Raw genomic sequence first — 11440 nt, forward strand, 5'->3', positions numbered from 1 at the left:
TTGTCGTGGGAGCGGGTGTGGGGGGGTATATTTTTTTTTTGCGGGGGGGGGGGCGCGGCGATTGTGTTCCGGGCTTGCCTAGGACGGGCGGCCGGGGGGGGGGGGGCGGGGGGGGGGGGGGCGGCGGCGGCCGCGCCGCGGGGGGCCGCCCCCCGCGCGCCCCCCCCCCCCCCGGCCCCCCCCCCCCCCCCCCCCCCCCCCCACTACTGTACAGTTTGGTTCACGCCGTCACCGGCTGCGGCGCGCGCTGCTGCAGTGCCCAGACGATGCCACCACCGATCAGAGTCAGCACCGCAGCGAACACGCATACCCCCCGCCAGTCCCAGGCCGCATAGGCCAGGCCACCGACCCCGCCCAGCACGCTGGATCCCAGGTAGTAGGCGAACAGGTACATCGCCGAGGCTTCGGCGCGCATCGTACCGGCGCGGCTGCCAACCCAGCTGCTGGCCACCGAGTGGCCGCCGAAGAAGCCGAACGTGACCAGCGCGATACCCAGTGCCATCGCACTCAGCCACGGCATTACCAGCAGTGCGATGCCGGCGCCGATCAACGCCAACGAGATCGACAGGATGCGGCCGCGCCCGTAGCGCGTTGCCTGCTGGCCCATCCACGCCGAACTGAAGGTGCCCACCAGATAGACGCTGAAGATCAGGCCGACCACGGTCTGGCTGAGGTGGTACGGTGGCGCCAGCAGGTGGTAGCCCAGGTAGTTGTAGAGGGTGACGAACACGCCCATCAGCACGAACGAGGTGGCGAACAGCCACGGCAGGCCTGGGTCGGCGAACAGCAGGCGCCAGCGCGACGGCAACCGGCGCAGGCCGTCACGACGGGGATGGAAGTGGCGCGACGGCGGCAGCTGCAGCCACAACAGCACGGTACTGGCGATGGCGATGATCGAGACCACGCCGATACCCCAGCGCCAGCCCCAGTGGTCGGCGATGATGCCGGCCAGCAGGCGTCCGCTCATGCCACCGATGGCATTGCCGCCGATGTACAGGCCCATCGCCAGGCCCAGCGCGCGGCTGTCCATTTCCTCGACCAGGTAGGTCATCGCCACCGCCGGCACGCCGCTCAGCGCCAGGCCGAGCAGCGTGCGCAATACCAGCAGCGTGGTCCAGTCATCCACCAGCGCCGAGCTCAGCGACAGCATGGCCGAGGCCAGCAACGCGACGATCATCAACGGGCGGCGGCCGACCGCGTCGGACAGCAACCCGGCCAGCAGCATCGCTACGGCCAGGGTACCGGTGGTCAGCGACAACGACATCGCGCTGCCGGCGGCGGACACGCCGAAGTGACGGCTGAACTCAGGCAGCAGCGGCTGCACCGTGTACAGCAGGCCGAAGGTGGAAAAGCCGGCCAGGAACAGCGCCAGCGCGGTGCGACGAAAGGCCGGTGTGCCCTGCTGGATGCGGGTCTCGGCGCTGGGATCGACAGTGGGAGGGCGGCGTTCGACGGCCGCCGCGGTTTCGCCAGTCATGGGATCGATGGGCCGGTGGGGGCGGCCAAGCGTGGGAGGGAACGGGCCTCAGACTAGGCCCGTCTATCCAGTCGATCCATAACCTGATAGGTCATGATTGATATACGAGAAGTATCAATTCAGCTTACAGGCGCTGCCACTCGAAGCCGTCGCCCCGGCGGTAGTACACCGCCACCGCGCGGCCGTAGAGCTTGTCGGCGTCGACGAAGCCGAAGAAGCGGCCATCGAAGCTGTTGCCGCGGTGGTCACCCAGCACCAGCACCTTGCCGGCCGGCACCACCAGGTCGGCGATGTCCGGACCGCCGCCCATGTCCAGATCAAGGCGGGCGCGTCGCTCGCCGAAGGCTTCCACGTCCTGCAGGTCGGCCATCTGCAGCGGCTGCCCGTTGATGCTCAGATGGCCCTCGCGCATCTGCACATGGTCACCGGCCACCGCCGCGACGCGCTTGATCAGGCGGGTGCCGTCGGCCGGTGAGTCGAAGACCGCCACCTCGCCACGCTGCGGGGTGCCGGTCGCCATCAGTTCCGTGTTGGTGAACGGCAGACGCAGACCGTAGGCGCGCATGTCCACCACCACCCGGTCGCCGGGCTGCAGGGTCGGCTGCATCGAACCACTCGGCACCACGTAATGGTTGGCCAGGGTATCGCGGGCGGCGGCGAGCAGGCCGAGCATCACCAGCAGCGGCAATGCCTCCTTCTTCAGCCAGGCCACGGCGCGTTGGGAAAAGGGGGGACGGGCAACAGCATCCATGACAGGCTCCGGTTGGGTGGTGGCTGCATCAGACCACATCCGGGCGCAAGAGGTTCCCGCGCCGCGCTCCTGTAGAGCCGAGCCCATGCTCGGCTTGTTCTTTGTAGCGTCGAGGTTGCCCGACTGGGGCGCAGAGCAGTCGAGCAAGCTCGACTCTACGGAACGGCAGCCGAGCGTAGGCTCGGCTCTACATGAAGGGTTACGCAGGTTTTACGCCCCGGTCCGGCCGCGGGCATCGCACCTTTACGGGCAGCACGCGCATCGTGTGCCCACCGCGCCACACGGCGCATTCCGCAAGGTGTTGTATGACCCTCCTGGTGATCCGCCACGCCTCTTCGTCGGCACCGCGTCCCCAACTGCCGGCACAGCTGGCCGGCCATCGCGTGCTGTGCAGTGATTGCGCCAGCCTGTCCGAGGTACGCCAATGCCTGTGCCAGCCGCAGGCGCGCTCGGCCGACTGGGTACTGCTGGATGTCGGTGCCGCCGACGAGGCGCAATGGCAGGCCGAAGGTGGCGCGCTGCAGGCGGCGCTGGAACGGCTGCCGGCGCAGTACATCGAGTTGCAGGCGCCCAGCGAACCTGGTCTGGATGCACGCCTGCGCCTGCAGCACGGCCCCGCCGCCGTGGTGGTCGACCAGCGCAGCCAGCAGGCCGGTTACCCGTTGTCGCTGGCCATTGTCGGCCGCCGCCTGGCGCAGGAGAGCTGAGTCATGTCGATCTTCATCATCCGCGGCCCGGAAGCGGCCGGCGCCCTGATCCGCACCGCGATGCCGCTGCCGGCACCGGTCCTGAAGTCGCTGGTGCATCGCGCGATCGACGCCGGCACCAGCGTGGCGATCCGCGCCTGCGGTTCGGAACAGGAACTACTCGATGCGCTGCGCGTGGCCGACCACAGCCGTGGCGAGGTGACGCTGCTCGATCCGGGTGCGTGTGCCAACAGTCTGCGCCTGCAGCGGCTGCTGCCCTATCTGCACAACGCGTACGTAGAGGTGCATGACGACGGCGCGGTGGCCGAACCGTGCCTGCCGGCCGGTGTCGGCCAGCGCCTGGGCATTGCTGCTGGGTATGGCGCGCAGAGTTATGTGCTGGCGCTGGATATCGCGCTCGACCACCTGGGCCTGGCCGAGCAGGCCAACCGGGTGCACGTGGGGACGTGATCCGCTTGTGTAGAGCCGAGCCTATGCTCGGCTGCGTCTCCAGAAAAAGCCAGCCGAGCATGGGCTCGGCTCTACACAAAGAAAAACGGCGGGGTTGCCCCCGCCGTTTTCGCTTTCTTATTTCAGCCCGCGGAACTTCAGCAGCGGTTCCACCGACGGGTCCTTGCCGCGGAAATCGCGGTACAGGGTCGACAACTCCACGCTGTTGCCGCGCGAGAGGATCTTGTCGCGGAACTCCTGGCCGTTGGCCGCAGTCAGGCCACCGTGTTCGGTGAACCACTGGTAGGCGTCATGGTCCAGCACTTCGGCCCAGAAGTAGGCGTAGTAACCGGCCGAGTAACCACCACCCCAGATGTGGTCGAAGTAGGTGGTGCGGTAACGCGGCGGCACCTGCGGCAGGTCGACCTTGAACTTCTTCAGCGCGCTGGCTTCAAAGGCACCGACATCCTGCAGCGGCGCATCGGCCTTCTGCGTGTGCCAAGCCAGGTCGAGCAGCGCGGCCGACAGGTATTCGGTGGTCGCATAGCCCTGGTTGAAGCTGCGCGCCTTGAGAATCTTGTCGACCAGTTCCTGCGGCATCGCCTCGCCGGTCTTGTAGTGCTTGGCGTAGTTGGCGAACACCTTCGGGTCCAGCGCCCAGTGCTCGTTGAACTGCGACGGGAACTCGACGAAGTCACGCGAGGTGGCGGTGCCGGCGATCGACGGGTACTTCACGTTCGAGAACATGCCGTGCAGCGCATGGCCGAACTCATGGAACATCGTGGTGACGTCGTCGAAGCTGATCAGCGCCGGCTGGCCGGCAGCTGGCTTGGTGAAGTTGCAGACGTTGTAGACCACCGGCTTGGCACCGGTCAGGCCGTCCTGTTCGACGAACACGTCCATCCAGGCGCCACCGGACTTGCTGTCACGCTTGAAGTAGTCGGTGTAGAACAGCGCCAGCGAGGTGCCGTCCTTGTCGAACACTTCGTACACCTTCATGTCCGGGTTGTAGGTCGGAATGTCGGTGCGCGGCTTGAAGGTGATGCCGTACAGCTGGGTGGCGGCGTAGAAGACGCCGTTCTGCAGCACGTTGTCCAGTTCGAAGTACGGCTTGATCTGCGACTCGTCCAGATCGTACTTGGCCTTGCGCACCTGCTCGGAGTAGAAGTCCCAGTCCGAAGCGGCGACCTGGAATCCGCCCTTCTGCGCGTCGATGACCTTCTGGATCTCACCGGCCTCGGCGCGCGCCTTGGCGGTGGCGGCCGGCACGGTGTCGGTCAGCAGCTTGAGCGCGGCCGCCGGAGTCTTGGCCATCTGGTCGCCCAGCTGGTAGTCGGCGAAGGTGTCAAAGCCGAGCAGCTTGGCCTTCTGCGCACGCAGCTGGGCCAGGCGCTGCACGGTCTGCCGGGTGTCGTTGGCATCACCGCGCTCGGCGCGGGTTTCAGAGGCCTTCAGCACGGCGGCACGCTGGTCGCGATCGCTCAGCGAGCCGAGCACCGGCTGCTGGGTGGTGTTCTGCAGCGGCAGCAGGAATTTGCCATCCAGCTTGCGGTCCTTGGCGGCGGCCGCAGCGTTGTTGATTGCGCCCTCGTCCAGGCCGGCCAGCTTGGCCTTGTCGTCAACGACAACAGCCGCAGCGGCGGTCGCGGCCACCAGGCGGGTGTGGAACTGGGTGGAGAGCGTGGTCTCTTCCACGTTGAGCTTGCGCAGGGTCGCCTTGTCAGCGTCGGACAGCTGCGCACCGGCGCGCACCAGGCCATCGTAATAGTGCTCGACCAGGCGCTTCTGAACCGGGTCCAGCTCCAGCGTGTCACGCTGGTCGTACAGCGACTTCACGCGCGCGAACAGCTTCGGATCGAGGTTGATCTCATCCTGGTGCGCGGCCAGCTTCGGCGCCACTTCTTCCTGGATCTTCTGGCGCGCATCGTTGGTGTCGGCCTGGACCAGGCCGAAGAAGATGCGCGACACGCGGGTCAGGGTCTCGCCGCTGCGCTCCATCGCCACGATGGTGTTGTCGAAGGTGGCCGGCTCGCTGCTGTCGGCGATCTTGCGCACGTCGGCCAGGTGCTGGCGCATGCCTTCTTCGAACGCCGGCAGGTAGTCGCTGTCCTTGATCTTGTCGAACGGCGGGGCCTGGAACGGCAGCGTGCTGGCACTCAGCAGCGGATTGGTGGAGGCTTCGGCCGGCTGCTGGGCCGGGGTCTTCTGGGCATCGGACACGGGGGTGGACTCCTTGCCGGAACAGGCCGCCAGCGCCAGGCTGATGGCGGCGGCCAGGACTACGGTACGCGACATGTAAAAACGCTCCTTGGGCAGACGGTATGGATACCAGCCCTCCACCCTACTCCTGTCGCGCTCGCCCGGCATGTGCCGGACGTGGCGTCTATGCGGCGGCCTGCGGCCGGCTCAGACCGTGCCGCGGGTCTTGCCGATCCAGGGCCGGTAGAACTCGCGGATGGCAGCCATGTCGGCCACATCGTCGCCGCTCGGGGTGAACAACGGACCGATGCCGATGGTCTTTTCCGGATAGTGGAAATACGCAGTCAGGATCGGCACGTCGGCCATCCGGGCGATCTTCAGGAAGCCGGCCTTCCAGTCCTTCACCGCCTTGCGGGTGCCCTCGGGGGTGATGGCGAACCACATCTTCTCGTTGTTGCGCAGCAGGTCCACCGCCTGGCCCACCGTGCCCTGTGGCGAGCTGCGATCGAGCGGAATCACGCCCAGCCGGTGCAGCAACGGGCCCAGCGGCCACCAGAACAGCGACGCCTTGCCCAGCACCTTCACCTTCATGCCGAGCGCGATCTTCGCCGCCATGCCCCACAGCCCGTCCCAGTTGGACGAATGCGGGGCGATGATGAAGACCAGCCTGGGGATGTCAGGCAGGGTGCCGGTCACCTTCCAGCCCCCCATGCGCAGGGTGCAGCGCGCCAGCCAGCGCAGGAAGGCGTTGGGTTTGACCTGCGGCATCTGCGGCGGGACGGCCGGCAGCAACGAAGTCGGGTTGTTCAAGCAATCACTCCCAGTCACGTGATGAGCGCCCGCGCTTGATCTGCGCGCGCCCGCGTTTGGCGTCCAGACGACGCAGTTTCGACCCGAGGGTCGGCTTGGTGGCCTTGCGCGGTTTGGGCACGCTCAGCCCGGCCTGGATGAAGGCCGCCAGCCGCTCGCGCGCATCCTCGCGATTGCGATCCTGGGTGCGGAAACGTTGCGCGTCGATGACCAGCACGCCTTCGCCGGTCATGCGCCGGTCACGCCGCGCCAACAGCCGCGCGCGCAACGGTTCGGGCAACGAGGGCGAGTTGGCCACGTCGAAACGCAGTTCCACCGCAGTGGACACCTTGTTGACGTTCTGGCCGCCGGCGCCACTGGCGCGCACGAACCGCTCGACGATCTCGCCGTCGGGGATTTCAAGCTGCGCGCTGATGGTGACCGGTCCACTGCCCATCCGCGCATTGTAGCGGCAGCCACGTGGTGGAGTGCGCCATCGCGCCCCGTATGCCGCCGATCAGGCGCCGAACACGCCGCCTTCGCCTGGGCTGCAGGTATGCTGGCGGTCCCATGTACCGCAGGAAGCCCGCATGACCCGCTTCGCACCCGCCCTGCCGTTCCTGCTGCGCCGCGCCGCCCTGCTGCTGGCACTGGCCACGGCCAGCGTCCCGGCACTGGCCGCCCCGCCGACCGACGGCGACATCAACCGCCTGCTGTCGGCCTCGCGCGCGCAGAGCATGATCGACACCATGGTGCCGCAGATCGAAGCCATGCAGCAGCAGCAGTTCCAGCAGGTGGCCGCGCAGCGCCAGCTCACCGCCCAGCAGCAGGAACAGCTGAAGCGGATCCAGGCGCGGACCAGCCAGACCCTGCGCCAGGCCATGTCGTGGCAGCAGCTGCGGCCGATGTACGTGGACCTGTACAAGAAGACGTTCAGCAAGGAAGACGTGCTGGCGATGGCCGAGTTCTACGAGAGCGCGGCAGGCCAGAGCCTGCTGGACAAGACCCCGGCACTACCGTCAAACTGCGTCCACCTGCCAGCCGAACAGGTCCAGTGCCTTCTGGAACTGGCGGTCCAGCGGCGCACTGACATCCACGTTGCCGCCCTCCGGATGCGGAAAACGCAGGCGCTCGGCGTGCAGCAGCATGCGGTGCACGCCCTGCATGCGGAAGACGCGGTTGTGGCGCCCATCGCCGTGGCTGGTATCGCCGATCATGTGATGCGAGAGGTGCTTGAGGTGACGGCGGATCTGCCGGAAGCGCCCGGTCTGCGGCTGGCAGCGCAGCAGCGCGTAGCGCGAGCTGCTGAATTCGCCCACCGGCACCGACAGCTCGCCAGTGGCCAGGCGCTGGAAATCGGTGATCGCCGGCTTCTTCACCGGCTTGCCCGGCCCGCCATCCAGATCATGGTCCACCCGCCAGGACAGCTCGGCAGGCCAGCCTCGGCAGACCGTCAGGTAGTCCTTGGCCACTTCGCCCCCCATCAGTGCCTTGCCCAGCGAACTGGCGGTTTCGCGGTCGAAGGCCAGCAGCAGGCAGCCGCTGGTGGCCCGGTCCAGGCGGTGCACGAGGAAGATCGGCCGCCCCAGCTGCTCACGCAGGCGGTCGGCCAGGAAATCATCTTCGCCACGGGCCAGCTTGCTGTCGTGGACCATCAGCCCGGCAGGCTTGTTGACCACGGCCAGGCGCTCATCCAGGTGCAGCAGCTGCAGGGGCGCGGTTTCAGTCTCGACCGCGGCGAGGGTGTCAGGTTCGGTACTCACCGCGGGATTATCGTGGCTGGGCACTGAATGGGGTAGAGCCGGCCGCTGGCCGGCTGCCTCCGGGCAGTTGGATTGCGGCGGCTGCCGGCCAGCAGCCGGCACTACCGGATCACGCGCGGGCAGCGTGGCAATCAGGCGTTGCGCACGGCCAGCAGTTCGCCGTTGCCCACCGGCACCACGCTGGTGCTGAAGTCCGGATCGGCATCCAGCAGCAGGCACAAGGGTTCCATCTCTTCCGCGTGCGACGTGGCGTTGTCCACCACCAGCAGGCCCCCTGGCCGCAGCACGCGGCGCACCTGCGGCCACCAGCCGGCGTACTGCCCGCGGTCCGAATCGAGGAACAGCAGGTCGATGCAGCCTTCGCCGGCCTCTGCCAACCACTGCCCGGCATCGCCATGCACCAGCGTGATGTGCGCGGCCAAGCCGCTGCGCGCGAACGTGGATCGCGCCATCGCCACCTTGTCCTCGGCGACTTCCAGCGTGGTCACGTGGCCGTCGATGGCGGCGGCGGCTTCGGCCAGCCACAGCGTGGAGTAGCCATTGGAGGTGCCGATTTCCAGTACACGGCGTGCGGTGCCGAAACGCACCAGCACCGACAGGAATTCACCGGTATCCGGCGTGATGTTGAGCATGCGCCGAGCGCGCTCGGTTTCATGCGCGTCGTTTTCAGCACCGAAGTGCATCAGTTCGTTCTTCAGCGTCTGCAGCACCGGGTCTATCTCCACCACGCGCGCGCCAGCGCCAGCGCGCCGACGGCACCGGACACCCAGCTCCACATCGGCAGGTCGCCCCAGTACCAGCCCGGCGGCTGCAGCACGTACATCAGCGCGGCGATGGCCAGCAGGCCGACGCCGGTGATCGCGCCGACCGCGCGCTTCTGCAGGCGCTGCACGCTGGCATCCAGCGCAACCAGATCGCGCGAGCGCATCGCCAGCTCGTGGCGCCCCTCCACCTGCTGGGTCAGCCAGGCGTGTACGAGGCGCGGCATGTCCGGTGCGTGGGTCATGATTTCCGGCAACCGCTTGCCGATCTCGCGCACGACCCGGCGTGGGCTGTAGCGCTCGCGCAGGATCTTCGCCAGCACCGGCTTGGCCACCGCCCAGATATCGATCTGCGGATCCAGCTGGCGGCCGACACCTTCGATGTTCAGCAGGGTCTTCTGCAGCAGGATCAGCTGCGGCTGCAGGGTCAGCTGGTAGCGCTGCGCCACGCGGAACAGCTTCATCAGCACTTCGGCCAGCGAGATCTGCGACAGCGGACGGGTGAAGTACGGCTCGCACACCGAACGCACGGCCGCTTCCAGATCATCGATGCGCACGTTGTCCGGCATCCAGCGCGCCTGCACATGCAGTTCGGCGATGCGGCGGTAGTCGCGGTTGAAGATGGCCATGAAGTTCTCGGCCAGGTAGTACTGATCCTCCTGCGACAGCTGGCCCATGATGCCGAAGTCCAGCGCGATGAATCGCGGGTTGGCGCGGCGGGCCGGATCGGTGTCGACCCAGATGTTGCCGGCGTGCGCATCGGCATGGAAGAAGTTGTCGCGGAACACCTGGGTGTAGAAGACCCGCACGCCCTTGGCGGCCAGTGCCTTGCGGTCGATGCCCGCCTTGTCGAGCGCAGCGATGTCGTCGGACGGGATGCCCCACACGCGCTCCAGGGTCAGCGCGCGCTCGGCGGTATGGCTCCAGATCACTTCCGGCACGTACAGGTCGTCGCTGTTCTCCCAGAAGCGGCGCAGCACGCTGGCATTGGCGCCTTCGCGCTGCAGGTCCAGCTCGGCGGCCAGGGTGTTCTCGACTTCGGCCACCACTTCGCGCGGTCGGATCTTGTCGGCACGCGGATGGGTACGCTCGACCAGCGCGGCCAGCGAGTTGAGCAGGGCGATGTCGGCATCGATCTGCTTCTCGATGCCCGGGCGCAGCACCTTGACCACCACCTGGCGGCCATCGGCCAGCGTGGCCGCATGCACCTGCGCGATCGAAGCCGAGGCCAGTGGTTCGGTATCGAAGCTGGCGAACGCCTCGCTGACCGGCAAGCCAAGCGCTTCCTCGACAATGCGACGCGCGGTGTCACCGTCGAACGGCTTGACCCGGTCCTGCAGCAGGGTCAGTTCGTTGGCCACGTCCGGCGGCACCAGGTCGCGGCGGGTGGACAGGATCTGGCCGAACTTGACGAAGATCGGGCCGAGGTCCTGCAGCGCCAGGCGCAGGCGCGCACCGCGCGACTGTGCGGCGATGTCGGCCGAGGCACGCGGCACGAACGGCTTGGCCAGGCGCAGCCAACGCTCGGCCGGCGTGCCCTGCAGCAGGTCGTCAAGGCGGTAACGCAGGATCACCCGGCCGATGCGGCTCGCCCGCAGCACGGCCTTCATGCGGCACCCCGCAGGCGCTGCACCCGCGCGCCAAGACGCTCGACGTCATCGCGCAGCACGTCCACATCATCGTGGAAGGCATCCAGTTCGGCGCGCGGCACCACGTCGCGCGATTCCTCGGTGATGAATTCGGCGGCGCTGTGGGCCAGGTCGATCGCGCCCTGGCGCGCGTGCTGCAGGGCGCTGCGCAGGGTGTTGGCGACCTGCACGCCCAGTACCTCGCCAAACACGCTGACGAACGGCTGCTGCCAGTCCGGGTCGAAGCCCTTGGCCAGCTGCTGCAGGCGCCGCGCCAGTTCGGCGTCACCGGCCACGCGTACACGGCCCTTGTTGTTGGACTCGCCGCGCCGTGCGTTGGCCAGCAGCGGCAGCTGCGCCAGCACGCCGGCCAGGCTGCTGCGCACGGCCAGGTCGGCTTCCTGCGCATCCACCGGGCCGACCCGCAGCTGGTCGCCGTCGACGCTGATGCGCATCGCCAGCGACGGCGCTTCCAGGGTCAGGTCGATGTGCCGGCCATCGAGGCTGGCCAGGGCATGGCGGGTATCCGGATCCAGCGCCAGCGCGCGGTTCAGGGCGATCTGCAGGGCGCGGCCAGCGACCGGCTTGAGGGACTTGAGCAGGGAAAGAGCCATGGGCGCATTCTACCTGCGTGGGTGGGGGGCTTGGGCCGGGCTGCCGCCCGGCACCCGCAGATGCAACAGCCAGGGCAACATCAAAAGCTGGCTATCCGTGGGATGGCGGGGTGGGGGGGGGGGGGGGGGGGGGGGGGGGGGGGGGGGCGGGCCGCCGGGGGGGGGCCGGCGCGGGGGGGGCCCCCCCCCCCCCCGCCCCCCCCCCCCCCGCCCCGCTTGGTGGGCTTGGTGGGGCTGGGGGTTGTGTGTTGGTTTGTTGGTGTGGGGGATTTTTTTAAACCGAATATAAAAAACAAATATTAATTGTATATAGTTTAATAAT

11 protein-coding genes and 1 pseudogene are annotated in these 11440 nt (G+C 67.8%); 3 read left to right on the top strand and 9 right to left on the bottom strand.

The features are described 5' to 3' along the window. Positions 1–220: 220 nt before the first annotated feature. Both WDC87_RS15010 and lepB read right to left on the bottom strand, forming a co-directional pair. The gene (locus tag WDC87_RS15010) at positions 221–1477 is read right to left on the bottom strand and encodes an MFS transporter (RefSeq protein WP_252744338.1); all 1257 of its coding nucleotides are present in this window, start codon (positions 1475–1477) and stop codon (positions 221–223) included. 124 nt (positions 1478–1601) lie between these two features. Then, positions 1602–2228 (bottom strand): signal peptidase I, encoded by a 627-nt coding sequence (lepB, locus tag WDC87_RS15015; RefSeq protein WP_005420745.1) that lies wholly within the window; start codon positions 2226–2228, stop codon positions 1602–1604. Positions 2229–2533: 305 nt separating this feature from the next. Here lepB and WDC87_RS15020 point away from each other — a divergent pair, with 305 nt between their 5' ends. Both WDC87_RS15020 and WDC87_RS15025 read left to right on the top strand, forming a co-directional pair. Continuing rightward, positions 2534–2935: a hypothetical protein gene (locus WDC87_RS15020; RefSeq protein ID WP_061480257.1), complete on the top strand. Its 402-nt coding sequence runs from the start codon at positions 2534–2536 to the stop codon at positions 2933–2935. A 3-nt stretch (positions 2936–2938) separates the two neighbouring features. After that, entirely contained in the window at positions 2939–3385 is a 447-nt protein-coding gene (locus tag WDC87_RS15025) for a 3-dehydroquinate dehydratase (protein WP_004153636.1), read from the top strand. Positions 3386–3502: 117 nt separating this feature from the next. Here WDC87_RS15025 and dcp read toward each other — a convergent pair whose 3' ends face one another. The 3 genes from dcp to arfB form a co-directional block, all read right to left on the bottom strand. After that, positions 3503–5659: a peptidyl-dipeptidase Dcp gene (gene dcp, locus WDC87_RS15030; RefSeq protein WP_252744262.1), complete on the bottom strand. Its 2157-nt coding sequence runs from the start codon at positions 5657–5659 to the stop codon at positions 3503–3505. A 111-nt stretch (positions 5660–5770) separates the two neighbouring features. Further along, a complete protein-coding gene (locus WDC87_RS15035) occupies positions 5771–6373 on the bottom strand; it encodes a lysophospholipid acyltransferase family protein (RefSeq protein WP_049413619.1) in 603 nt (200 codons plus the stop codon). Between the two features lie 4 nt (positions 6374–6377). Continuing rightward, positions 6378–6809, bottom strand: coding sequence for an alternative ribosome rescue aminoacyl-tRNA hydrolase ArfB (gene arfB, locus WDC87_RS15040; RefSeq protein ID WP_005420755.1), 432 nt, complete (start codon positions 6807–6809; stop codon positions 6378–6380). Positions 6810–7002: 193 nt separating this feature from the next. On the opposite strand from arfB, the pseudogene WDC87_RS15045 reads away from it, so the two are divergent. Continuing rightward, positions 7003–7368: pseudogene (locus WDC87_RS15045) on the top strand (DUF2059 domain-containing protein); the annotation flags it as partial. A 3-nt stretch (positions 7369–7371) separates the two neighbouring features. On the opposite strand, the gene WDC87_RS15050 reads toward WDC87_RS15045, so the two are convergent. The 4 genes from WDC87_RS15050 to WDC87_RS15065 all read right to left on the bottom strand — a co-directional run bounded on the left by WDC87_RS15050 (position 7372) and on the right by WDC87_RS15065 (position 11118). Continuing rightward, positions 7372–8115 (bottom strand): pseudouridine synthase, encoded by a 744-nt coding sequence (locus WDC87_RS15050; protein WP_088496707.1) that lies wholly within the window; start codon positions 8113–8115, stop codon positions 7372–7374. Between the two features lie 131 nt (positions 8116–8246). Continuing rightward, complete coding sequence (locus tag WDC87_RS15055) at positions 8247–8798, bottom strand: O-methyltransferase (protein ID WP_252744282.1); 552 nt, start codon at positions 8796–8798, stop codon at positions 8247–8249. Positions 8799–8830: 32 nt separating this feature from the next. Then, positions 8831–10486, bottom strand: coding sequence for a ubiquinone biosynthesis regulatory protein kinase UbiB (gene ubiB / locus WDC87_RS15060; protein WP_061479344.1), 1656 nt, complete (start codon positions 10484–10486; stop codon positions 8831–8833). Further along, entirely contained in the window at positions 10483–11118 is a 636-nt protein-coding gene (locus WDC87_RS15065; RefSeq protein ID WP_005420772.1) for an SCP2 sterol-binding domain-containing protein, read from the bottom strand. The genes ubiB and WDC87_RS15065 overlap by 4 nt, the downstream gene beginning before the upstream one ends. Between the last annotated feature and the right edge of the window lie 322 nt (positions 11119–11440).

This window comes from Stenotrophomonas maltophilia group sp. Smal12, from assembly GCF_037079935.1.
Lineage (GTDB): Bacteria > Pseudomonadota > Gammaproteobacteria > Xanthomonadales > Xanthomonadaceae > Stenotrophomonas > Stenotrophomonas sepilia.